General features: G+C 66.8%; 21 protein-coding genes. 8 read left to right on the plus strand and 13 right to left on the minus strand.

The genetic code is table 11. The features are described from left to right. Window positions 1–106: 106 nt before the first annotated feature. Both CSC94_RS00325 and CSC94_RS00330 read right to left on the minus strand, forming a co-directional pair. Window positions 107–1297 carry a cytochrome P450 gene (locus tag CSC94_RS00325; protein WP_245408212.1) on the minus strand — a complete coding sequence of 397 codons (1191 nt, stop codon included), beginning with the start codon at window positions 1295–1297 and terminating at the stop codon, window positions 107–109. Window positions 1298–1348: 51 nt separating this feature from the next. After that, window positions 1349–1672, minus strand: a complete 324-nt coding sequence (locus tag CSC94_RS00330) for a 2Fe-2S iron-sulfur cluster-binding protein (RefSeq protein ID WP_099302577.1) — start codon at window positions 1670–1672, stop codon at window positions 1349–1351. A gap of 226 nt (window positions 1673–1898) precedes the next feature. Here CSC94_RS00330 and CSC94_RS00335 point away from each other — a divergent pair, with 226 nt between their 5' ends. Beyond that, window positions 1899–3140, plus strand: coding sequence for an MFS transporter (locus CSC94_RS00335; protein ID WP_425356498.1), 1242 nt, complete (start codon window positions 1899–1901; stop codon window positions 3138–3140). 18 nt (window positions 3141–3158) lie between these two features. On the opposite strand, the gene CSC94_RS00340 is transcribed toward CSC94_RS00335, so the two are convergent. From CSC94_RS00340 to hemC, 6 genes are all read right to left on the minus strand, one after another. Further along, on the minus strand, window positions 3159–3872 hold the full coding sequence (locus CSC94_RS00340; RefSeq protein WP_099302581.1) for a glutamine amidotransferase: 714 nt from the start codon (window positions 3870–3872) through the stop codon (window positions 3159–3161). 7 nt (window positions 3873–3879) lie between these two features. Further along, window positions 3880–4344 carry a tellurite resistance TerB family protein gene (locus tag CSC94_RS00345; protein WP_099302583.1) on the minus strand — a complete coding sequence of 155 codons (465 nt, stop codon included), beginning with the start codon at window positions 4342–4344 and terminating at the stop codon, window positions 3880–3882. Between the two features lie 75 nt (window positions 4345–4419). Next, window positions 4420–6300, minus strand: coding sequence for a heme biosynthesis protein HemY (locus CSC94_RS00350; RefSeq protein WP_099302587.1), 1881 nt, complete (start codon window positions 6298–6300; stop codon window positions 4420–4422). Between the two features lie 14 nt (window positions 6301–6314). Next, window positions 6315–7850, minus strand: a complete 1536-nt coding sequence (locus CSC94_RS00355) for a hypothetical protein (protein WP_099302591.1) — start codon at window positions 7848–7850, stop codon at window positions 6315–6317. Window positions 7851–7957: 107 nt separating this feature from the next. Next, window positions 7958–8671, minus strand: coding sequence for a uroporphyrinogen-III synthase (locus CSC94_RS00360; RefSeq protein WP_165784278.1), 714 nt, complete (start codon window positions 8669–8671; stop codon window positions 7958–7960). 1 nt (window position 8672) lies between these two features. Then, window positions 8673–9602 carry a hydroxymethylbilane synthase gene (gene hemC, locus CSC94_RS00365; RefSeq protein ID WP_099302595.1) on the minus strand — a complete coding sequence of 310 codons (930 nt, stop codon included), beginning with the start codon at window positions 9600–9602 and terminating at the stop codon, window positions 8673–8675. A gap of 69 nt (window positions 9603–9671) precedes the next feature. On the opposite strand from hemC, the gene tsaD reads away from it, so the two are divergent. Genes tsaD through CSC94_RS00390 form a run of 5 tightly spaced genes read left to right on the plus strand, consistent with a single transcriptional unit; the run spans window position 9672 to window position 13231 of the window. After that, window positions 9672–10781, plus strand: a complete 1110-nt coding sequence (tsaD, locus tag CSC94_RS00370; protein WP_099302597.1) for a tRNA (adenosine(37)-N6)-threonylcarbamoyltransferase complex transferase subunit TsaD — start codon at window positions 9672–9674, stop codon at window positions 10779–10781. Continuing rightward, on the plus strand, window positions 10778–11770 hold the full coding sequence (locus CSC94_RS00375; RefSeq protein WP_099302599.1) for an NAD(P)H-dependent glycerol-3-phosphate dehydrogenase: 993 nt from the start codon (window positions 10778–10780) through the stop codon (window positions 11768–11770). The genes tsaD and CSC94_RS00375 overlap by 4 nt, the downstream gene beginning before the upstream one ends. A 46-nt stretch (window positions 11771–11816) precedes the next feature. After that, window positions 11817–12110, plus strand: a complete 294-nt coding sequence (locus CSC94_RS00380) for a YciI-like protein (protein WP_099302601.1) — start codon at window positions 11817–11819, stop codon at window positions 12108–12110. A 14-nt stretch (window positions 12111–12124) separates the two neighbouring features. Then, window positions 12125–12562: an EVE domain-containing protein gene (locus tag CSC94_RS00385; protein WP_099302603.1), complete on the plus strand. Its 438-nt coding sequence runs from the start codon at window positions 12125–12127 to the stop codon at window positions 12560–12562. A gap of 15 nt (window positions 12563–12577) precedes the next feature. Further along, window positions 12578–13231 carry a class I SAM-dependent methyltransferase gene (locus CSC94_RS00390; protein WP_099302605.1) on the plus strand — a complete coding sequence of 218 codons (654 nt, stop codon included), beginning with the start codon at window positions 12578–12580 and terminating at the stop codon, window positions 13229–13231. A gap of 3 nt (window positions 13232–13234) precedes the next feature. Here CSC94_RS00390 and CSC94_RS00395 read toward each other — a convergent pair whose 3' ends face one another. Continuing rightward, the gene (locus CSC94_RS00395) at window positions 13235–13747 is read right to left on the minus strand and encodes a L,D-transpeptidase family protein (protein ID WP_245408214.1); all 513 of its coding nucleotides are present in this window, start codon (window positions 13745–13747) and stop codon (window positions 13235–13237) included. 158 nt (window positions 13748–13905) lie between these two features. Between CSC94_RS00395 and CSC94_RS00400 the strand changes: the two genes are divergently transcribed. Next, complete coding sequence (locus CSC94_RS00400; RefSeq protein WP_099302609.1) at window positions 13906–14589, plus strand: response regulator transcription factor; 684 nt, start codon at window positions 13906–13908, stop codon at window positions 14587–14589. Window positions 14590–14641: 52 nt separating this feature from the next. Continuing rightward, window positions 14642–15097, plus strand: coding sequence for a cyclic nucleotide-binding domain-containing protein (locus CSC94_RS00405; protein WP_099302611.1), 456 nt, complete (start codon window positions 14642–14644; stop codon window positions 15095–15097). A gap of 24 nt (window positions 15098–15121) precedes the next feature. Here CSC94_RS00405 and CSC94_RS00410 read toward each other — a convergent pair whose 3' ends face one another. The 4 genes from CSC94_RS00410 to CSC94_RS00425 all read right to left on the minus strand — a co-directional run bounded on the left by CSC94_RS00410 (window position 15122) and on the right by CSC94_RS00425 (window position 21144). Then, on the minus strand, window positions 15122–15928 hold the full coding sequence (locus CSC94_RS00410; RefSeq protein ID WP_099302613.1) for an exodeoxyribonuclease III: 807 nt from the start codon (window positions 15926–15928) through the stop codon (window positions 15122–15124). Window positions 15929–16141: 213 nt separating this feature from the next. After that, window positions 16142–16807: an outer-membrane lipoprotein carrier protein LolA gene (locus CSC94_RS00415; RefSeq protein WP_099302615.1), complete on the minus strand. Its 666-nt coding sequence runs from the start codon at window positions 16805–16807 to the stop codon at window positions 16142–16144. 124 nt (window positions 16808–16931) lie between these two features. Continuing rightward, window positions 16932–19685: a DNA translocase FtsK gene (locus CSC94_RS00420; protein ID WP_099302617.1), complete on the minus strand. Its 2754-nt coding sequence runs from the start codon at window positions 19683–19685 to the stop codon at window positions 16932–16934. Window positions 19686–19914: 229 nt separating this feature from the next. Then, a complete protein-coding gene (locus CSC94_RS00425; protein ID WP_099302619.1) occupies window positions 19915–21144 on the minus strand; it encodes an ammonium transporter in 1230 nt (409 codons plus the stop codon). Window positions 21145–21233: the final 89 nt, after the last annotated feature.

Raw genomic sequence — 21233 nt, forward strand, 5'->3', positions numbered from 1 at the left:
GGAAAGACATACGCAAAATCAGTCATAAAGCCATAGCTTACATACCGCCGCCGGTGCGCACCGAGCCAGGGCACGGCCGCGTCGGCTCATGCCGCATCCGCTGTCCTCAGGCCAGCCGGACCGGCATGTTGATCGGGCCGCGGAAACCGAAACCGCGCCATTCCACGATATCGGGATCGACCAGCTCCATGTTCGGGAACCGGTCGAACAGAATCGGCATCAGGATGGCGCCCACGGTGCGCCGTGCCACGTGCGCGCCTGCGCAGTGGTGCGGACCGGAGCCGAAGGCCTGGTGCGGGTTCTTCTCGCGGAAGACGATATAGCGGTGCGGCTCGTCGTAGATGTCCTCGTCATGGCAGGCCGAGGCCTGGATGGTCATGACCGTGTCGCCCTTGGGGATGTGACAGCCGCGGATTTCCGTATCCTCCAGCACCAGCCGCGAACTGGCCTGGATCGGCGCGCACCAGCGCACTCCCTCTTCGAACGCCTTGTCCCAGGCATCCTGTCGGCGGACTTCCTCGAGCTGGTCCGGATTGGTCAGCAGGCCGAAGATGATGGTCAGCGCGGCGTCGCGCGGCTCGTTGATGCCGCCGCCGATGGCGATCTTGACGTTGGAGACCATCTGGCTCCACGGGATCGGCTTTGCGGAATTGACCATGATCGACAACGCCGATGAATCGGGTTCGGCGCGAAGCCGCTCGGCGTTGCGCTCCAGGCAGGCATCCATCTCGGCATTGGCGGCGTCGGACCGCTCGAACGGTTCCGGCCGCCAGCCGAAATTCCCGGCCCCGTCGATCAGCGCCTGGCTCCAGCGCTGCATCTCCTCGTCACTGGCGTCCGGCACACCCATGATCTCGGCCAGGATGCGCGCCGCGATCGGCCCGGCCAGCGCCGGGAACAGGTCCACCACTTCGCCGCGCGGCAGCCGCCCGACATATTCCTCCGCGTAGCGCGTGTACATCGGCGCCCAGTGGTTGACGATCGTCTTGGGCAGGAACGCCGGCATCATTGCCATGCGTTCGGCCATGTGCTCCTGGCCATCCTTGCGCATCAGCGTATGCGCAAGGAAGGCCCGCTTCATCGGCGTGTTCGGATCGTCCGAGGAGAACAGGCCGGGATTGTCCTTGACCATCTTGCAGTCGGCCGCCTTGGTCAGCAGCGTGCGCCCCACGGATTTCACCCGCAAAACGGGTGTCTCGGCGCGCATCCTGCGATAGAGCGGATAGGGATCCAGGGTCAGCTGATCGATGGTGGTCGTTTCGTCCAGCGGTGCTGGCCCGGCCATGGTCGTGGTCATCTTCACTTCCTCCCGTGATCGATCGAACCGCGCAGTGCAACAGCCCGTCGTCTACATTTGCTCCTCGGCGACCTGCACCACAAGCCCGTCGAGCGCATCGCTCAGCCGGATCTGGCACGATAGCCGGCTGTTCGGGCGAACGTCCGAGGCTGCCCCTTCAAGCATGGCCTCCTCGCTGTCCGACTTTTCCCCCGTGGCGGCAAGAAAGGCCTCGTCGACGAAGACATGGCAGGTGGCGCAGGCCATCGAACCGCCGCACTCCCCGACAATCCCGTCGATGCCGTGGTCGACAGCCGTCTGCATGACGCTGTCACCGGCCTTGCCTTCGACTGTCGTCTTTTCGCCCGTCGTGGAAATATAGGTGACTTTCACCATCTCTGCCGGCCTCCCGCGCCTTCCTCGTCTCCCCCGGCGACCCCGAGGTTATTATAGCGCATAACTATAGCGGATGAACGGCCCTTGGAAAGGGGGAAGGCGCCGCACATTTTGTCACGCGATCACCGGTTCTCGCCCCGGCGTCCGCCACCGCACTCGGGTTTTTGCTTTCAAAGCCTTCGCTGGCGTGGCAGGAGAAAGCCCCGAAGTTATTCCCGGACACGTGATCGTGACAGAAGCCTCCGCCGGCACCGACAGCCGTTTTGCCGCCTTCTCGCATCCGGCCTATGTCCGGTTCTGGGCGGCCCGTTTCCTTGTCACCTTCTCCACCCAGGTCGTTTCGGTCGCCGTCGGCTGGCAGGTCTATGACCTGACGCGCGATCCCTTCGATCTCGGTCTCGTCGGCCTGATCCAGTTCGCGCCGGCCCTGCTGCTGGTCCTCGTCACCGGCGCTGCCGCCGACCGCTACGGCCGCCGCCTCGTCATGGGCCTTGCCATCCTGCTGGAAGCGGTCTGCGCCGGCACCATCCTGATGCTGACGCTGGAGGGCCTGTCCTCGGCCACGCCGATCTTCGTGATCCTCGCGGTTTTCGGCGTTGCCCGCGCCTTCTTCGGTCCGGCATCCTCAGCGCTGGTGGCCAATCTCGTGCCGCCGCGCGACTTTGCCAATGCCATCGCCTGGAACTCGTCCGCCTGGCAGACCGCGACCATCGTCGGCCCGGTGGCCGGCGGCCTGCTCTACGGCGCCGGCGCCTGGGCCGCCTACGGCCTGGCCGCCGTTTTCATGCTCGTGGCGGCACTGCTGACCTTTTCCATTCCCAAGCCGGCGCAGCACACCGAGCGCGAACAGGTGACGCTGGAAGCCATCTTCGGCGGTTTCCGCTACATCCGCGAGGAAAAGGTCGTTCTTGGCGCCATCTCGCTGGATCTCTTCGCCGTCCTCCTCGGTGGCGCGGTGGCGCTGATGCCGGTCTATGCCCGCGACATCCTCGACCTCGGGCCTTGGGGCCTCGGCCTGTTGCGTTCCGCGCCCGGAGTGGGCGCCGTCGCCATGGGGCTTTTCCTGGCCATGAACCCGGTGCGCGATCATGCCGGCATCGTCATGCTTCTCGCCGTCGCGCTGTTCGGCCTGATGACCGTCCTGTTCGGCGTATCCGTGACGCCCTGGCTGTCGATTGTCGCCCTGGCGCTGATGGGCGCGGCCGACATGATCAGCGTCTATATCCGCGAAACCCTGATCCAGCTTTGGACGCCGGACCGGTTGCGTGGCCGCGTCTCTGCCGTCAACATGGTCTTTGTCGGTGCATCGAACGAACTGGGCGAATTCAGGGCCGGAACCATGGCTGCATGGCTGGGTGCGGTCCCCGCCGTGGTCATCGGCGGCGTCGGCGCCGTTGGCGTCGCGGCGTTCTGGGCATGGCTGTTCCCGGCCATGCGCCGCGCCAGGCACCTCGACGGGCGGACCTGATTGCGGTGAGACAAACGGTCAGTCCGTCCGGGTCTGGCCCTCGAAGATCATGTGCAGGAAGGCATCGAGCCAGGCTTTGAGCTGGCGGTCCCAGAGAAACCGGCCCTCGATGTGCTCGCGGCCCTTCTGGGCGCCCGGCAGCACGAAACGGTGCGCCCCGCGCACGATCCAGCGCTGCATCATCACGCGCGTCAGTTCGCCGTGAAACTGGATGCCCCACGCGTTCTCGCCATGGCGGAACGCCTGGTTGGGATAGGCATCGGCGCTGGCCAGCAGCGTCGACCCGTGCGGCAGCGAAAACCCCTCGCGGTGGAACTGGTAGACCATGTCCGGCCAGTCCATCAGCGCCTTGCCCTCGTTCGTCGCTTGCAGCGGGTACCAGCCGATTTCGACCTGGCCGTCGGCCCGCCCCTCGACACGTCCGCCAAGGTGGTTGACCAGCATCTGCGCCCCGAGACAGATGCCCAGGAACGGCTTGTTTTCCTTGAGCGCGACGCCGATCCACTCGGTTTCGCGCTTCACGTAGTCTTCCGGGTCGTTGGCGCTCATCGGGCCGCCGAAGACCACGGCCCCGGCATGCGCTTCCAGCGTCTCCGGAAGCGGATCGCCAAGCGGCGGCCGGCGGATGTCAAGTTCGAATCCCCGCGCCTGCAGGATCTGCCCCACCCGTCCCGGACTGGAATGCTCCTGATGCAGAACCGTCAGAATGCGTCCCTTGCCGCCCTCGCCCATGCCCTTCCTACCCCGTGATGTCGATGCCGCGCTGGCCTGCCACGTCCTGGCGCAGCAGGATCCGGTCGCGGTTGGATATGCCGATCAGTTCGGCCACGCGCCAGACCGTGTTGTCTTCCAGTTCGTGCATGTAGCCATCGGCAAAGACAACGTCCCACATGATCCGGATGAAATCGAGCCGGCCCTGCTCGTCCAGTTCCCGCTTGATCACCGACGTGAAGGCATAGAGATCCACCGCTTCGCGATCGGCCGCTTCGCCGGCTTTCAGCACCCGGTCAAGTTCCTCGTCGGAAAGCCCGTAGGTCTCTGCCAGCGATCGTGTCAGCTGGGCACGCTCTTCCTCGCGCCGCTCCCCGTCCGCATCCATCACGTGAAACAGCAGCGCCGCGGCGGCAATCTTCGGATCGTCGCCGGCGCCGGTGCCATCGGCACGCGAACTTTCGGTGAAGAGACTGAAAAGGCGCTCGAGCATGGGTTCATCCTGGCAGTCTGTTTGAGGAGCGGCCGGTTCGGGCCACTCCTCCTGACGTTATATGGCGCCGCAACGTTAGAACAACCGGAAACGAGGCACGCTTGCTTCTTCCGGGGCATTTGGATCGACGCCGGGGTCGTCCGGGACCGGCGGACGGTCGCGGGACGACGCCTTGCGGCCCGGGTCAACCGAGTCCGGCACGTTGACGCCTTCGGCCAGCGGCGCAGGCGCGGGTTCGGCCCGGCTGGAAACCGCGGCCGCGGCCGTGTTCGTGGACAGGGCCGCGGGTTCGCCGTCGCTCTTCGCCTTCCCGGATTTCGCCGGCGTTGCCGCAGCCGGGCGTTCGGGGGCCGCCGCTGCCTGGTTCACCTCGGCCGCAGGCATCACCGCGTCCTCCGCTTCCGCGCGGGCCGCATCGTCCGCCCGTTCAGACGGGGCGGGCGGGATGATTTCCATCCCCGCATCCGGTTTCGCGCCCGCGGACGGCCCCTCGGGGTCGGCAACGGCGGGATCGGCGTCGTGGTGCTCGACGGCCGCGGATGCCGCGGCGGTGGCGGCCACGCTTCCGGCGACGATCTCGTCGTCGGTGCGCGACGGCCCGGCTGCAATGGCCGGGGGCATGACTGAAATGCCGCCATCGGCCGGCCGGTCGTCGACGACGGCGCCAAGCCGCTCGACCGGGACACGCCATTCGAAGGCGTCGATCCGGCCGGTGACCGGCGAAAAGGGCGCCCAGAATTCCGAGACATAGCCATCCGCCGTCCAGGCGGGGTCACGCGGGGCCCGCACGGCCATCGACAGCCAGTGCCGCACGCGGCCCTGGTCCCCGGTTTCCGCTTCCTCGATATCGGCCAGCAGCAGGTAGGCGCTTTCGCGCGGGTCCTGTTTCAGCACGGCTTCCAGCTTCTCGCGCGCCAGCTTGAACTCGCCGGCGTCGAACGCAGCCCGCGCCACCGCATAGGCCGATTCGCGGTGATAGGTCTTGAGCGACTGCAGGCGTTCTGCGCGCTTGAGCCGGTCCGTCACCGAATCGCCCGGGCGAAGATGGACATAGGCCTGCGCCACTTCCGGGTGCGGATCCTTTTTCCAGATCGTCTCCAGCACCTTGGCGGCCTTCTTCAGGTCGTTGAGACGCACCAGCGCCTTGGCCGCGACGATCCCGGCCGGCACCAGGTCCGGCGCCTGCTTCAGCGCGGCAAGCGCAGCCGTGCGGGCCGCGGATGGGTCGGCATCCGCCATCGCCATCGCCTTCGCCGTCAGCAGGACGGCGCGGCGGCGCGCAGCCGTGTCCTTGCCGATCTGGCGTGTCGATTCCTGCTTGTCCAGCAGGCCGAGCGCCGCGTCCCATTCGCCCTCGCGCGTCTTCGCTTCCAGCGTCGCACTGGAGGCCCAGCCGAGCTGCGGCGCCAGTTCTGCGGCTTTTTCGGCATAATGTCGGGCGGCTTCCGGCTCGCGCTGCCGCTGCGCCTCGAGGTAAAGGCCACGCAGACCCAGCAGCCGGGTTTCCGGGTCCTCGATCATCGCGTCGAACTTCTTGCGCGCGCCGTCCGTGTCGCCTTCCAGCAGCAGCGTCTGGGCATCGAGAAGGTGGATCAGCGGCTCCTGGTCCGCCGACAGCATGGACAGCGCCTGCTTGCTCATCCGCCGCGCGGTTTCCGCGTCGCCGGCACCGGCCGCGATGAGGCCCGTCGACAGGGACTGGTAGCCGCGGTCGCGCTTGCGCGCGCGGAAATAGCGGCTGACCCGGTGCGGGCTGGTCCAGATTGCCTTGAGCACCCACCAGGCGAGCATGATCGCGGCAACGACCGCGACAACGGCCACGGCGGCCACCAGGAGCGACACCTCGTACTGCATGCCGTTGAAGGTGATCAGCATCATCCCCGGCCGGTCGGCCAGCCAGGCGAAGCCGGTGCCGAGCGCGAAGACGATGACGAGAAAGACGAGAAGCCTGATCATGATTGCGTCCTCCCTCAGCCCTTCTGTCCCGCGGCCTTGAGCGACGAGGACAGCACCTCGTCAACCAGCCGGTCCGCTTCCATGCGCGCCTTCAGCTTGGCGGCGAACCCCTTGCCGGCTGCCTTGGCGGCATCGGGCAGGGTATCGTATTCGGCCAGCGCCTTCCCGTAGTCGCCGCTCTGCACGGCGCTCACCATGCGCGCGGCAATGTCTGCCGGCCTGTCGCCTTCCGGCGTGCCCACCGGCCGCGACTTCACCAGCGAGCGCGCGCTGGCACTAAGGCGATCCAGGAAGCCGGCATTCTCGGGCAGCGCCTGCGTGGCCTCGATCATCGCGTAGGCGGCATCATCGGCCTCGCCGGCCAGGGTCGCGCGGGTCGGAACGCCGGATGCCGCCATCGTGCGCAGGGCATCCACCGCCTCGCCGCCGCCGTTGACGGAGGTGAAAGTCTCCAGTTCGGTCATGAAGGGCTGGCCCCGGTCGATGGCCGATTTCAGCGCGGTCGCGGCAATGGCCCGAGCCACGTCGGCCTGGCCGCTGTCCTGGGCCAGCTTGTCGCCGAGCGATTTGACGCTCGTCTCGAGGCCGGTGACCTTTTCCGCCAGGCCGGAGACGGCGCTCTGGGCGCTGTTCGCCGCAGCCTGCGCCTGCTGGACGCTCTCCGCCAGCGGCGCGGTCTTTTGCTCGACGAGCGCGGCCGCTGCCTGTTCGTCGAAACTGCCGGCGGCATCGGAAACCTTCCCGGACAGCGCCGACACCTGCTCCTCGATCCCGGTGAGCCGCTGCGCCAGCGCCGCCGCCTGCCCGTTGTCCTGGCCGCCTGACGCCGACCCGAGCACGGCCACCTCGTCGGTCACCGTCTTCAGCGACTTGGTCAGGTCCGCGATCTGCCCGCGCAGCGTTTCCAGGTCACCGGAAAGGTCCGGCTGGTCCGCCGGTACCGCGGCTTTACCGGCCTCCGCCTTGATGGCTTCGATCTGCGAGCGCAGTGAGGCGATCTCGCTGGCCTGCTGCTCGACCGCGGCGCCGGTCTTCCCGGACTGGGGCAGGACACCGGTGTACCAGGCACCGCCCGCAACCGCGAGCGTCACCACGGCGCCGATCACGCCACCGGCCAGCGCACCCGCACCGCCAGACCGGCGTGGCGCCGGCTCCGGGTCCGGACGGTCGTAACCGCCGGGCTGCTTCGCCGTCCCGGCCGGTTCATCGGCCGGCGTTTCCTCCGGCTTGTCTACTGCAGCACCGTCTTCCTCTACCTGCGCTTCTTCCACGGCGGCCTGCGCCGCGCTGTCGGCACCGCCGGCTTCCATGCCTTCGGCGGTCTCGTCGGCCACGGCCTCGCCGGACTGTCCCGTCTCCTCGGTCGCCTCTGTCGCAACGGGCTGCGTGGGCTCTGTGTCGAGCGCCGCGTTGGCCTCGGCGACCGCCTCGGTCTCGCTGCTTGTCTCCGGCGCTTCCTCCTCGATCCGCTTCACGTCCTTGGCATCGAGGTCGATCGTCACGGGATCGCGTTTGTCTTTGGAATGGCGTTGGTCCGGTTTCTTCGCCATGGCAGGTCTCCGCATCTCATTCACACGCCCGGGCGGGCGAATTTCTTCGCTTAGCACAATGAATGGCAAGAAAAAGGGTTGCGGCGCCGCAGGCACGCGGGCAACGGTTACAACAGGGCCAACAGGGCAGCTTCATGCGGCTCCGCCGCCACCTCGATACGCAGGCCTGGCCGCGCATGGAGCGCATTCGCAACACGCGTCGATATGCACAGGAACCGTGCGTTTTCAACGTCTTGCAGGAATTCCTGATTATCCATCATCGCGATCAGTGCTCTGGCGCTCCGGGCCGAGTAAACCATGACATCGTCAATTGGTTTGATGCCGACAAGCGTGCGGATTTCCTGAGTTGAGTAACTGACTTTTTTGATGTCATAGGTCTCGATCGGCATGATTGCGTGCCCTTCGGCACGCATCCCCTGTTCGAGGTCCGGCCTGCGCTCGCGTCCGCACAGATAGGCAATGGTCGAGCGGTCTTTGAGACGTTCCCCGGCGAGCCCGATCAGGGCGTGGACATCGCCATCGGCACTGGTCACGGTTTGGAAGCCGGCTTCGCGAGCGGCCTCGGCCGTCGCCTGGCCCACGGTCAGGCAGGGAAGGTGCAAAAGCCCGTCGAGAAGGCCCGTCCGCACATGCCGGATGGCATTGGCGCTGGTCACTGCGACGACGTCGAACGACGCTGCTTCGCGGGGCAGGTCCGCGTCGAGCGTCACCGTGCGTGTCAGCGGCAGGACAACCGGTTCGTGGCCGCGCGCGGCGATCTGCCGCGCGGTCTTGTCGGCGCCGGGTTGCGGTCGCGTAACGAGAACACGCCGCCCGGCCATGTCAGGTCCAGCTGTCGAAAAAGCCCGGCCCGGCCTTGGCGCGCACGGCCTCACCGGCTTCACGGCCGATGATCTCGGCATCCGTGATGAGCCCGTCGGCGGCAATGTCATGGGCCTGCGACCCGTCCGGCGTCAGGATGGTGCCAGAGAAGAAGATTTCCGTGCCACTGACCCGCGCATGACCGGCAAGCGGGGTGCGGCAGCTTCCGTCCAGCGCCGCCAGGAAGGCCCGCTCGCAGGTCAGCGCCACCCGCGTTTCGTCGTGATCGATGGCTTCGAGAAGCCCGGCGATCTCGTGATCGTCGGCACGCGATTCGATGCAGATGGCGCCCTGCCCCGGTGCCGGCGGAAAGGTTTCGACATCCATCAGGTCGGTGATGACATTGGCAAGCCCGAGGCGCCGCAACCCGGCATTGGCCAGAAGCGTTCCCGCCACCACGCCTTCTTCAAGCTTGCGCAGCCGTGTCTGCACATTGCCGCGGTACATGACCACTGAAAGGTCCGGCCGCATGCGCCGGATCAGCGCCTGGCGCCGCAGCGATGATGAACCGACAGTCGCACCCTCCGGCAGGTCCGCGATCCGTCGGGCATCCCGGCCGATGAAGGCATCGCGCGGGTCTTCCCGCTCCAGGAAGGCCGAAAGCGTCAGTCCTTCGGGAAGCATGGTCGGCATGTCCTTGGAGGAATGCACGGCAAGATCGATTCGCCCGTCGTACAGCGCTTCCTCGATCTCCTTGGTGAAAAGCCCCTTGCCGCCGGCTTCCGAAAGAGGCCGGTCCTGGATGCGGTCCCCGGAGGTCGAGATCACCACGATCTCGAACCCGTCTTCGTCCATGCCATGGGCGGCCATCAGCCGCGAGCGGGTCTCCCGGGCCTGCGCCAGGGCAAGTTCGCTGCCGCGCGTGCCGATTCTGATCCGCCGTGTTTGCATGTCCGCCTGTCCGTGGTAACCGTCGCCAACCTTTGTCGCCCTGTCTATCGGGATATGCCCGACCCTGCAATGATCGATCAGAAGCCCTTCGCAACCACCGTTCTCGGCATCGAGGCCAGTTGTGACGAGACCGCCGCCTCGGTGGTTTCGCTGGACGCGAATGGCGTTCCGGCAATCCGCTCCAACGCGGTCCTGAGCCAGATCGCCGACCATGCGGCCTTCGGCGGCGTGGTGCCCGAGATCGCCGCCCGCGCCCATGTCGAGGCACTCGACGGGATCATCGGGACGGCCATGCGCGAGGCCGGCGCGACGCGCGACGGCATCGACGCCATCGCCGTGACCGCCGGACCGGGCCTCATCGGCGGCCTGATCGCCGGCCTGATGACCGCCAAGGCGCTCGCCGCCGCATGGGGCAAGCCGCTCATCCCGGTCAGCCACCTGGAAGGCCATGCCCTCACCGCCCGCCTGACGGGCCAGGCCGAATTTCCCTTCCTGCTGCTGCTCGTTTCCGGCGGCCATACCCAGATCGTGCGCGTCGCCGGCGTTGGCGACTACCAGCGCTGGGGTACGACGATAGACGATGCCCTCGGCGAGGCATTCGACAAGACGGCCAAGCTGCTGGGCCTGCCCTATCCGGGCGGGCCGGAGGTGGAAAAGGCGGCCGCAACCGGCGACGCAAGCCGGTTCGCGCTGCCGCGTCCGCTGAGAGGCGAGGCCCGCCCCGATTTTTCCTTTTCGGGCCTGAAGACGGCCGTCCGACAGGCCGCGACGGCCATCGCGCCGCTGTCCGGCCAGGACGTCGCCGATATCTGCGCCTCCTTCCAGCGTGCCATCTGCGAAACCCTCGCCGACCGTGTCGCCCGCAGCCTTGGCCGCTTCCGCACCGAATATCCCGGCGTGGACGAACCCGTGCTGGTGGTTGCCGGTGGGGTTGCCGCGAACCGCGCCGTTCGCGCCACGCTGGAATCGCTTTGCGCGGATCAAGGCTTCCGTTTTGCAGCACCGCCCATGGCGCTTTGCACCGACAACGCCGCGATGATTGCCTGGGCCGGGCTGGAGCGCCTGCGTGCAGGCCTGACGGACGAGACGGCAATGGATGTCGCTCCCCGGTCGCGCTGGCCGCTGGACGAAGGCTCTGCGCCGGTCTTCGGTGCCGGCAAGAGGGGGGCAAAGGCATGAGTGACGCAACCGGCAAGGTGGCCGTACTCGGCGGTGGCGCCTGGGGAACCGCCCTTGCGCTGACCATGACCCGGGCCGGGCATGAAACCGTGCTCTGGGCCCGCGACGCGGCAACCGTCGAGGAAATCAATTCCCGGCGGAGCAACGCGCGTTACCTGCCCGGCATCACGCTCGACCCGGGGTTCGCCGCCACGACCGTTGCCGCAGACGCCTTGTGCGACGCCGCGATCGTGCTCGCGGTCATGCCGGCGCAGACCCTGCGCGCGGCGCTGTCCGGCCTTCGCCCGGCCATCCCCGAAACGAGCCCCCTCGTGCTCTGCGCCAAGGGCATCGAGCGCGACACCGGCCTGCTGATGTCCGACATTGCCCGCGAGATCCTGCCCGCCAACCCGGTTGCCGCCCTGTCGGGTCCGAGCTTTGCCAGTGACGTGGCGCAGGGCCTGCCGACCGCCGTGACCGTGGCCGCAGAAACGGCAGAACTGTCCCGGGATCTTGCCGCGGATCTCTCCGCGCCGGCGCTGCGCTGCTATGCCTCCGACGACCTGAAGGGTGTCGAGGTCGGCGGCGCGCTGAAGAACGTCCTGGCCATCGCAGCCGGGTCGATCCGTGGTGCCGGGCTTGGCGCCAGCGCCCAGGCAGCCGCCATCACACGCGGCTTCGTCGAACTGCGCCGCATCGGCGCGGCACTTGGCGGCCGCCCGGAAACGATGATGGGCCTGTCCGGCCTCGGCGACCTCATTCTCACTTGCGGCTCGGAGCAATCGCGCAATTTCGCCTATGGCGTGGCGTTGGGGCGAGGTGAGAGCCTTGAAGGGCGCCCGCTGGCCGAAGGCGCCGCAACTGCGGGGATTGCCGCACGCCTGGCGCGCGACAACGCCATCGACGCGCCGATCTGCGAGGCCGTGGCCGCCGTTCTGGATGGCCGACTGACCGTTCGCGCGGCCATGGAAGCGCTGTTGTCCCGGCCCCTGAAGACCGAAGACGTTTGATCCCGAAATATAGACTGGCCACACGGCCCGAGGAGAACTGGAAACCATGCTCTTTGCCCTGATCTGCAACGACAAGCCCGGCGCGCTGCAGGTGCGTCTCGACACCCGCCCGACCCACCTGGAATGGCTGAACGGCCTGAAGGACCAGGGACTGGTGAAACTCGCCGGGCCCTTCATGGGCGCTGACGGGAAGCCGAACGGCAGCCTGGTCGTCGTCGAGGCCGAGAACCAGTCCGCCGCCGAGGCACTGGCCGCCAGGGACCCCTATGCCGCGGCCGGGCTTTTCGCCTCCGTCGAGGTCCGCCCCTGGACCTGGGTCGTCAACAACCCGGAAGCCTGAGGGGAGATTTGACGATGCAGTACTGGCTGTTCAAGTCCGAGCCGTTCAAGTGGTCCTGGGAAAACCAGAAGGCCCGCGGCAAGGCGGGCGAGCAATGGGACGGGATCCGCAACTACCAGGCCCGCAACAACATGCGCGCCATGGAGATCGGCGACCGCGGCTTCTTCTATCACTCCAACGAGGGCCTGGAAGTGGTCGGCATCGTCGAGGTCTGCGCCCTGGTTCACCCGGATACCACGACCGACGATCCGCGCTGGGAATGCGTCGATATCCGGGCTGTCCGCGACATGCCGGCACCGGTGACGTTGAAGGACGTGAAAGCCAATCCGAAACTTGCCGACATGTCGCTCGTCACCTCCATGCGCCTTTCCGTCCAACCCGTGAAGGAAGACGAGTGGATGGAGGTCTGCCGCATGGGCGGGCTTGACGGCAAGACGCTCGAGCCGCTCTGACCGGCGGAACGGGCCATGCGCCTGACACCCGAAAGCATCACCGGCTTCATCCGTGCCAACACGGCGGTGCATCACCCGCCGCACGTGCCGGAAATCGCCCTGCACCTGGCGGACGAGGCTTATGACCTCTGGCGCCAGACCGAGGAGGAACTGGCAGAGATCGGCCTGCCGCCACCCTTCTGGGCCTTTGCCTGGGCAGGCGGGCAGGGACTGGCGCGTCATGTCCTCGATCACCCGGAGCAGGTGCGGGGAAAGACCGTGCTCGATTTTGCCGCCGGGTCGGGGCTGGTCGGCATCGCCGCTGCCATGGCCGGCGCGCGCCACGTGCTTTGCGCAGACATTGATCCCTTCTGCATCCCGGCCATCGCGCTCAACGCCCCGCTCAACGGCGTCTCGGTCGAGGCCACCGCCGACGACCTGACCGGAACAGATCACGGCTGGGACGTCGTGCTGGCCGGTGACGTTTTCTACGACCGCGATTTCGCCGACCGGCTCGTTCCCTGGTTCGAAGCCCTGTCTGCCCGCGGATGCACCGTTCTCGTCGGCGATCCCGGCCGCGCCTACCTGCCGCGCGAACGCCTCGCGGCCTGCTCGGTCCACGAAGTCCCGGTCACCCGGGTGCTGGAGGATGCGGAAGTGAAAAAGACCACGGTCTGGCGGTTCGCCTGACGGTCAGCGGAGCACCCGGATCCGCGTGCCGCGCCGCAGGTGCGGCAGGAGCCGGCGCATCACGGCTGGCGAAACGGCGATGCAGCCTTCCGTCGGCGGATGGCCCTGGCGCGCGACATGCAGGAAGATGGCCGATCCGCGGTATCGCCGCCGCGATCCGATGTTCCAGTCCAGCACGAGGCAGTGGTCGTAGAGACGGTCATCCCGCTTCATCCGCTCGTGGCTGGCCGAAAACGGCAGACGCACCGGCTTGTTGTAGCAGGCGTGGGCCGGCGCATCGCACCAGCCGTCGTCTGCACGGATCGGCCTGAGCGCCACGCCGGCGGCGCGAAGGACCGTCCGGTCGGTCCGGACATAGCCGTCAAGGACGGCCATCCCGGCCAGCGGCGTCGCCCCGTCTCCCTCCCGCTTGAAGGCCGAGATCCCCGACCGGCCGAGCGCGCAGGTGAACGTCCTGCCCCCGGCCCGCAACAGGCCCTGGCACGGATTCCCGGGTCTCGCCCGAACGGCAATCACGGCCAGGCCCTTGTTTTTTTTACGCCGGTTGACCTTCATTTCACCTTTTTTCGAGCAAGAGTTACAGTCGGGACAAAAGACCGTGATGATCTTTGCGCCGTTCCCGCGATTGCGTAAAGATGCCGCTCTCCAGAACGACGCCCGAGGAAAGGAAACGCATGACGGCCCGGACGATCCTGATTGTCGACGATGACGAGGACCTGCGCCAGACGCTCGTCGAGCAGCTTTCACTCTACGAGGAATTCGAGGTCCTGGAAGCAGAGACCGCCACCAAGGGCGTTCAGGCCGCGCGCGGCGGCATTATCGACCTGCTGATCATGGACGTGAACCTGCCCGACATGGATGGCCGCGAGGCGGTGAAGCTGCTGCGCAAGGGCGGCTTCAAGGCGCCCGTCATCATGCTGACCGGACAGGACACCGATTCCGACACCATCCTGGGCCTGGAAGCCGGCGCCAATGACTATGTCACCAAGCCTTTCCGCTTTGCCGTGCTTCTTGCACGCATTCGCGCCCAGTTGCGCCAGCACGAGCAGAGCGAGGATGCCACCTTTCTCGTCGGCCCCTATACCTTCAAGCCGAGCCAGAAGCTTCTGGTCGACCAGCGCGGTGCCAAGGTCCGGCTGACGGAAAAGGAATCCTCCATCATCAAGTACCTGTACCGCGCCGACCAGAAGGTGGTGACGCGCGACGTTCTCCTGGAAGAAGTCTGGGGCTACAATTCAGGCGTGACCACCCACACGCTTGAAACCCATGTCTATCGTCTGCGCCAGAAGATTGAACGCGATCCTTCCAATGCGCAAATTCTTGTGACAGAAAGCGGCGGATACAAGCTGGTTCCCTGACACGTCACGGTCTAGAGTGATTCGGGGGGCCGTGGAGGGGACGTCGCCGCGGATGGCGCTTGACGACGACATCAGGCTGATCGGATCCGTCGGCTTCTTTGAAGGTCTGACGACGGAACAGCTGCGTCTCCTCGCCTTCGGTGCCGAAAGCCTGCGCCTCTCCGCCGGCCGCGAACTCTACCGCGAGGCCGCTGCCGCCGATGGTGCGTTCATCATCGTATCCGGCGAGATCGACCTGACCACGCTCAAGGGCAACCGGCTTGCCGTGCTGCGCACCGTCGGCCCTGGCACCATCCTTTCTGACCTGGCGTTGATTGCCCCGGCGCGCCGCGCCACGGGAGCGGTGGCGAAGACCGATTGCGAACTCATTCGCATTGGCCGCACCCTGTTCCGGCGCATCCTCACCGAGTATCCCGAGACCGCGGTGCTGCTGCAGGAGCGGTTCGCCCGTGAACTGCAGGAGCTCACCGACCAGGTGGCTCGCCTGGAAAGCCGCTTCCGCGACTGATTGCCGGGACCGCCCGGCCGCACGTTAGTCCAGATCGAAGGTCGCGATCACCGGCACGTGGTCGGAGGGCTTTTCCCAGCCACGGGCGGCACGCAGCACGCTGATGTCGTTGAGAAACGGCTCGAGGTCCGGCGACGACCAGACGTGGTCCAGGCGCCGCCCCTTGTCGGCGCCGTCCCAGTCCTTGGCGCGGTAGCTCCACCACGTGTAGAGCTTGTCTTCTGGCGGTATTCGCTGGCGCATCAGGTCGCTCCAGCCGCCCTTGAGGCGCAGGTCTTCCAGCGTTTCCGTCTCCAGCGGCGTATGGCTGACGATCTTGAGCAGCGCCTTGTGCGACCAGACGTCGTTTTCCAGCGGCGCTATGTTGAGATCGCCGACCAGCACGGAGGACTGGCCTTCGCCGTGGTCGGCCAGGATCGACCGCATCTCGTCGAGGAAATCCAGCTTGTGCCGGAACTTCGGGTTGATTGCCGGGTCCGGTTCGTCGCCCCCGGCAGGAACGTAGAAATTGTGCAAAAGGATGTCCCGGCTCCCGGTTCCGACCGTTACCGAGATATGCCGGCAATCGCCCATGGCGCAGAATTCGCGGCGTTCGACCACCCGGATCGGGCGGCGCGCCACGGTCGCCACGCCGTGGTAGCCCTTCTGGCCATTGACCGCGAGATGCTCGTATCCCAGCGCCCGGAACGCCGCCTCGGGAAACTGCCCGTTCTCGCACTTGATCTCCTGCAGGCACAGCACGTCGGGCTGGTGGGCCTTCAGGAACTGCTCCACCAGCGGCATCCGCAGGCGGACGGAGTTGATGTTCCAGGTAGCGATCGAGAACGGCATGGAGGACCTTGTCGGACAACGGAAACGGTCCCAGTGCCAAGCCGGCGCCGCCGTTTCAAGCGCTGGCGGCCGTCGACCGGCCACCAGGCGTTTCCTCCACAGCTATTGCGCGACCGGGGCAATGCGAACGGTCGCGGGAACCGGTTCCGCGCCCGGAATCGCCGAAATCAAGGCCATCGGAAATTCCGTCGATTCGACGCCAGCAGAGCAGGTCTAGCGGCCGCGGCCACCGGAACCGCGCCGCGAGTTCGTCTCCGCGACCTTGTTGTAGTCGATCGCGAAGGCGGAGTCCTTGAGCGGCACGCCTTCCTTGACATTGAAGATCATGACCGTCGTGTCCTTGCCCTGCGCGTCCGTGATGGTCCACTGGCGCAGTTCCGAACTCGCCGCATCGAACACCATCGAGATTCGCGCGTTGCCGAAGACGGAGGCATCGCTCATCTTGACCGTGACGATGTCTTCGTCGGCCTTCACGTCGTCGATGGACGCTTTCGACAGGTCGATCCGGTCTTCCAGCAGCAGCTTCAGCGGCGTCTTGGACAGCGGATAGGTCTCGTAGGTCTTCAGCTTCTCGTTGTTCAGGAGCACGTGGTTTCCGTCGGAGACAACGCGGAAGGCGGCCGGTGCCTCGTAGTCGAAGCGGATTCGGCCGGGCCTGAGCAGCGAGAATGTGCCGCCGGTCTGTTCACCGCGCGGCCCGAACTGCACGAATTCCCCGGTCATGCTTTTGACCGAGGAGAAGTGGTCCGCGATCTTCTGCGCGATCGCCGGCGGGGCGGCATCCGCCTGCAGGGCGGGCAGGGCCAGGGCGCCGCCCAGTGCCAGGCTGGCAGCCACCGCCGCAACGCGCATGGGCCGGAAGAGGAAGGAGTGAATCATGGTGACGCTCCGTCTTGTCGTCTCTGCATCTCGCCCCCTCATCGCGCGCAACAAAGGCTGCTTTGCGGCAGGGGGCACCTGTGACCCGGAAAAACGCGAACACGAACGCTTTGGATCCAGCGGATCAGAATTCTTCCGCATCCGGACCGCGGGGCACGAGGATCTCGCGCTTGCCGGCATGGTTGGCCGGCCCCACGATGCCCTCGTCCTCCATCTTCTCGATGATCGAGGCCGCCCGGTTATACCCGATTCCAAGCCGCCGCTGGATATAGGAGGTCGAGGCCTTGCCGTCGCGCAGCACCACGGCCACCGCCTGGTCGTAGGGGTCGTCGGAATTGGCCATCCCGCCGCCACCGCCGGCCGGCCCGCCGCTGTCCCCGGCGGCGTCCTCCTCGTCTTCCTCGGTGATTGAATCGAGGTATTCCGGCACACCCTGCAGCTTCAGGTGCGACACCACGTGTTCGACTTCCTCGTCGGAAACGAACGGGCCGTGGACGCGCTGGATGCGCCCGCCACCGGCCATGTAGAGCATGTCGCCCATGCCGAGCAGCTGTTCGGCGCCCTGCTCCCCAAGGATCGTGCGGCTGTCGATCTTCGAGGTCACCTGGAAGGAGATACGCGTCGGGAAGTTGGCCTTGATCGTACCCGTGATGACGTCCACCGACGGGCGCTGCGTGGCCATCACCACGTGAATGCCGGCCGCGCGTGCCATCTGCGCCAGCCGCTGCACTGCGCCCTCGATCTCCTTGCCGGCCACCATCATCAGGTCGGCCATCTCGTCGATGATGACCACGATATAGGGCATGGCCTCGAGGTCCAGGTCCTCGGTCTCGTAGATCGCTTCGCCGGTCTCGCGGTCGAACCCGGTCTGGACCGTGCGCGTGATGCTCTCGCCCTTGCGCTCCGCCTGCGCAATGCGCTGGTTGAAACCATCGATGTTGCGGACGCCAACCTTGGACATCTTGCGGTAACGGTCCTCCATCTCCCGCACGGTCCACTTGAGCGCGACCACCGCCTTCTTCGGGTCCGTCACGACCGGCGTCAGCAGGTGCGGAATGCCGTCGTAGATCGACAGTTCCAGCATCTTCGGGTCGATCATGATCAGCCGGCACTGTTCCGGCGTCATGCGGTAGAGCAGCGACAGGATCATGGTGTTGATGGCGACCGACTTGCCCGAACCGGTCGTGCCCGCCACCAGCAGGTGCGGCATCTTGGCGAGGTCCGCGATCACCGCTTCGCCGTTGATCGTCTTTCCCAGCGTCAGCGCCAGCTTGGCCTTCGAGCCCTCGAAGTCGCGGCTGGCCAGCAGTTCGCGCAGGTAGACGGTCTCGCGTTTCGAATTCGGCAGTTCGATGCCGATGGCGTTGCGGCCCGGCACCACCGCCACGCGCGCCGCGATCGCGCTCATCGACCGTGCGATGTCGTCGGCAAGACCGATGACGCGCGACGACTTGATGCCCGGCGCCGGTTCCAGTTCATAGAGCGTGACGACCGGACCCGGGCGGACCTGGATGATCTCGCCCTTGACGCCGAAATCGTCCAGCACGCCTTCCAGCAGGCGCGCATTCTGTTCCAGCGCCTCGTCTGAAAGCGTGGGATCGCGCCCCGTCGTCTTCTTCTCCGACAGGAAATGCAGCGATGGCAGTTCGAAGCTGCCGTCATCGGTGATCAGCGAGCCCTGCGCCTCGCGCATCACCCGCGCGCCCGGCTGCGGCGCGGAGGCCGGTTGGGCAACCCGCGCGGAGGCCGGCTCGATCGGCTCCATCAGCCGGTTGTCCGGCGAGGTGCTGCGGCTGCGCGGTGCCGGTTCGGCCACGGCCGGCTCGATCCGCTGGCCGGATGGCGCTGCCGGTCGGGATGGCGCCGCCACGCGCGCTTCGGCCTGCACCACGCGCGACGCCGAGGGACGCATCTCGGGCTCGGGCGAGGACGGTTCGTCCCAGGGCATGTCGTCTTCGACCTCGGGCTCGACCACCGGCGCCGCGATGCGGCTGTCGCGCGGCGTCAGCGCGTCGAAGGCCGGTTCCACGCGCCGGCTGGCCGCCGGCGCTTCGCGCACGGTCGCCGCGGCCGGCTCCAGGATACCCTCGTCATCCTCGTCTTCCAGGTCGGGAAGGACGAGCTTGCGGCGGCCGCCGGACGATGCCGGCACCGACGTCGTGCGGCGCGTCAGCCGGCGCACGTGCGCCTGCGCCGAAAGCCACCAGTGGGTGATCAGGCCCAGCGCCTGGAAACCGTTGTCGTCCTCGTCGAAATCCCCGTCCTCTTCGTCGGCCTCGACCGGGATCGCCCTCGCCTCACCACCGCGCCCCTTGAGGCCGGAGGCATCCCAGAAGAACCAGGCGGCAGCCGGCAACAGCAGGGCACCGGTCAGGAAAGCCATGATGCCGGTCGGGTATCCGCCCGAGAGGACGCCCGGGATCTTCAGCAGCAGGTCGCCCGACACCCCGCCGAGACCAAGCGGCAGCGGCCAGGTGACCGGCGCATCGATCAGCGCGATGAAGCCGGCGGCTGCAACCGTGAAACCGGCCCAGGCGCCGCCACGGCGCCAGCGGTGCAACGGCACGCGCGCCTGCAGCATGAAGAGGCCCCAGAGCACGGCCGGCACCAGCGCGGCCACGCTGGCCAGACCGAAGAACTGCATGGCGAGGTCCGAGAAGACCGCGCCGGGATACCCCATCGCGTTGGTCACGACATTGCCGGTCGCGTGGCTCCAGGACGGATCGGCCACGTTCCAGCTTGCCAGCGACGTGACGGCAAAAAGGCAGAACGCAAGCAGGGCGATCCCGCCCAGGCGCTGCACCTGGCGGCGTGCAAACCCCCGAATGCCCTGGTGCGCCATGCCTGTCGTCATGGTTCCCGAACCGCCTGATCGCATCTGTCCGTTTCCCTTGTATCCGTCTGCGGCGCAACCGCCGCCCGTCGTTCCGTATGCCCGGCCGGACCCGCCGCCCAAGGCAAGGCAGTCCACCGGATTCGGTTCCGAAGCTAGCGATCGATGGTTAAGGCTGCATTAACCATGGCCGGGCGCTTGGACGGGCCGCGAAAAGAAAAACCCGCCGGGGGAGACCGGCGGATTCCAGGATGCGTGAAAGCGGCAGTAACGCTTACATGCCGCGGATCTCGTGCTCGGGGTTGGCGCCGATCTTGTGGATCGACAGGTCGGCACCGCGCAGTTCTTCCGTTTCCGAAAGACGCAGGCCGAGCGTGGCCTTGAGCAAGCCATAGACGATGAAGCCCGCGGCGGCGGCGTAGGCCGCACCGGCCAGCGAGCCTGTCAGCTGGCTCATGAAGGAGACGCCGCCAAGCCCGCCCAACGCCTGCAGGCCGAAGATGCCGGCCGCGATTCCGCCCCAAAGGCCGCACAGTCCGTGCAGCGGCCAGACGCCGAGGACATCGTCGATCCTCAGCTTCTCCTGGCAGAAGGCGAAGCCCTTGACGAAGATGACGCCAGCGGCGGCACCCACGACGAGCGCACCGATCGGGTGAAAGATATCGGACCCCGCACAAACGGCCACCAGCCCGGCCAGCGCACCGTTATGGACGAAGCCCGGGTCGTTGCGTCCGGCGATCAGCGCCGCGACGATGCCGCCGACCATGGCCATCAGCGAGTTCATGGCCACCAGTCCCGTGGCGGAACCGATCGACTGGGCACTCATCACGTTGAAGCCGAACCAGCCCGTGCACAGGAGCCAGGAGCCAAGCGCCAGCCACGGGATGGACGACGGCGGAATGCCGATCGACTTGCCGGAATTGGTGTAACGGCCGAGGCGGGCACCCAGCAGCGTCACCGCGCCGAGCGCGATCCAGCCGCCGACGGCATGAACGACGATCGACCCGGCGAAGTCGTGGAATGGCGCGCCGAACATGGCTTCGAGTCCGGCCTGGATGCCGAAGTTGCCGTTCCAGACGATGCCCTCGTAGAAGGGATAGACCAGCCCGACCAGCGCAGCGGTGGCGAAGCATTGCGGCAGGAACCGCATTCGCTCGGCGATCCCGCCCGAGATGATCGCCGGGATTGCCGCGGCGAAGGTCGTCAGGAAGAAGAACTTCACCAGCGTGAAGCCCTGCGGCAGGAAGATCTCTCCGCCATTGGCGCCCGACAGGTCGGCCGCGCTGACGAAGAAGGTCACGCCGTAGGCGACGGCAAAGCCGACGAAGAAATAGGCGATGGTGGAAATGGCGAAGTCCACGAGGATCTTCACCAGCGCATTCACCTGGTTCTTGTGGCGGACCGTTCCGACTTCGAGGAAGGCGAAGCCGCCATGCATGGCGAACACGAGAATGGCGCCGAGGAGGACGAAGAAGACGTCCCCGCCGATCTGGTCGTTCTGCATCTTGTTTTCCCGTCATTTCCGTTTGTTTTCGGATTTTGGGACGAGGAAGTTCAAGATGCATGCCAATTGGGCAGATGCCGGGATGCGCT

The sequence above is a fragment of the Zhengella mangrovi genome (assembly GCF_002727065.1).
Classification (GTDB): Bacteria; Pseudomonadota; Alphaproteobacteria; order Rhizobiales; family Rhizobiaceae; genus Zhengella; species Zhengella mangrovi.

Excerpts from the sequence above, each read along its gene's own strand:
- CSC94_RS00325 (WP_245408212.1), bottom strand. The coding sequence starts at position 1,297 with ATGACCACGACCATGGCCGGGCCAGCACCGCTGGACGAAACGACCACC.
- CSC94_RS00330 (WP_099302577.1), bottom strand. The coding sequence starts at position 1,672 with ATGGTGAAAGTCACCTATATTTCCACGACGGGCGAAAAGACGACAGTC.
- CSC94_RS00340 (WP_099302581.1), bottom strand. The coding sequence starts at position 3,872 with ATGGGCGAGGGCGGCAAGGGACGCATTCTGACGGTTCTGCATCAGGAG.
- CSC94_RS00345 (WP_099302583.1), bottom strand. The coding sequence starts at position 4,344 with ATGCTCGAGCGCCTTTTCAGTCTCTTCACCGAAAGTTCGCGTGCCGAT.
- CSC94_RS00350 (WP_099302587.1), bottom strand. The coding sequence starts at position 6,300 with ATGATCAGGCTTCTCGTCTTTCTCGTCATCGTCTTCGCGCTCGGCACC.
- CSC94_RS00355 (WP_099302591.1), bottom strand. The coding sequence starts at position 7,850 with ATGGCGAAGAAACCGGACCAACGCCATTCCAAAGACAAACGCGATCCC.
- CSC94_RS00360 (WP_165784278.1), bottom strand. The coding sequence starts at position 8,671 with ATGGCCGGGCGGCGTGTTCTCGTTACGCGACCGCAACCCGGCGCCGAC.
- hemC (WP_099302595.1), bottom strand. The coding sequence starts at position 9,602 with ATGCAAACACGGCGGATCAGAATCGGCACGCGCGGCAGCGAACTTGCC.
- tsaD (WP_099302597.1), top strand. The coding sequence starts at position 9,672 with ATGATCGATCAGAAGCCCTTCGCAACCACCGTTCTCGGCATCGAGGCC.
- CSC94_RS00375 (WP_099302599.1), top strand. The coding sequence starts at position 10,778 with ATGAGTGACGCAACCGGCAAGGTGGCCGTACTCGGCGGTGGCGCCTGG.
- CSC94_RS00380 (WP_099302601.1), top strand. The coding sequence starts at position 11,817 with ATGCTCTTTGCCCTGATCTGCAACGACAAGCCCGGCGCGCTGCAGGTG.
- CSC94_RS00385 (WP_099302603.1), top strand. The coding sequence starts at position 12,125 with ATGCAGTACTGGCTGTTCAAGTCCGAGCCGTTCAAGTGGTCCTGGGAA.
- CSC94_RS00390 (WP_099302605.1), top strand. The coding sequence starts at position 12,578 with ATGCGCCTGACACCCGAAAGCATCACCGGCTTCATCCGTGCCAACACG.
- CSC94_RS00400 (WP_099302609.1), top strand. The coding sequence starts at position 13,906 with ATGACGGCCCGGACGATCCTGATTGTCGACGATGACGAGGACCTGCGC.
- CSC94_RS00405 (WP_099302611.1), top strand. The coding sequence starts at position 14,642 with ATGGCGCTTGACGACGACATCAGGCTGATCGGATCCGTCGGCTTCTTT.
- CSC94_RS00410 (WP_099302613.1), bottom strand. The coding sequence starts at position 15,928 with ATGCCGTTCTCGATCGCTACCTGGAACATCAACTCCGTCCGCCTGCGG.
- CSC94_RS00415 (WP_099302615.1), bottom strand. The coding sequence starts at position 16,807 with ATGATTCACTCCTTCCTCTTCCGGCCCATGCGCGTTGCGGCGGTGGCT.
- CSC94_RS00420 (WP_099302617.1), bottom strand. The coding sequence starts at position 19,685 with ATGCGATCAGGCGGTTCGGGAACCATGACGACAGGCATGGCGCACCAG.
- CSC94_RS00425 (WP_099302619.1), bottom strand. The coding sequence starts at position 21,144 with ATGCAGAACGACCAGATCGGCGGGGACGTCTTCTTCGTCCTCCTCGGC.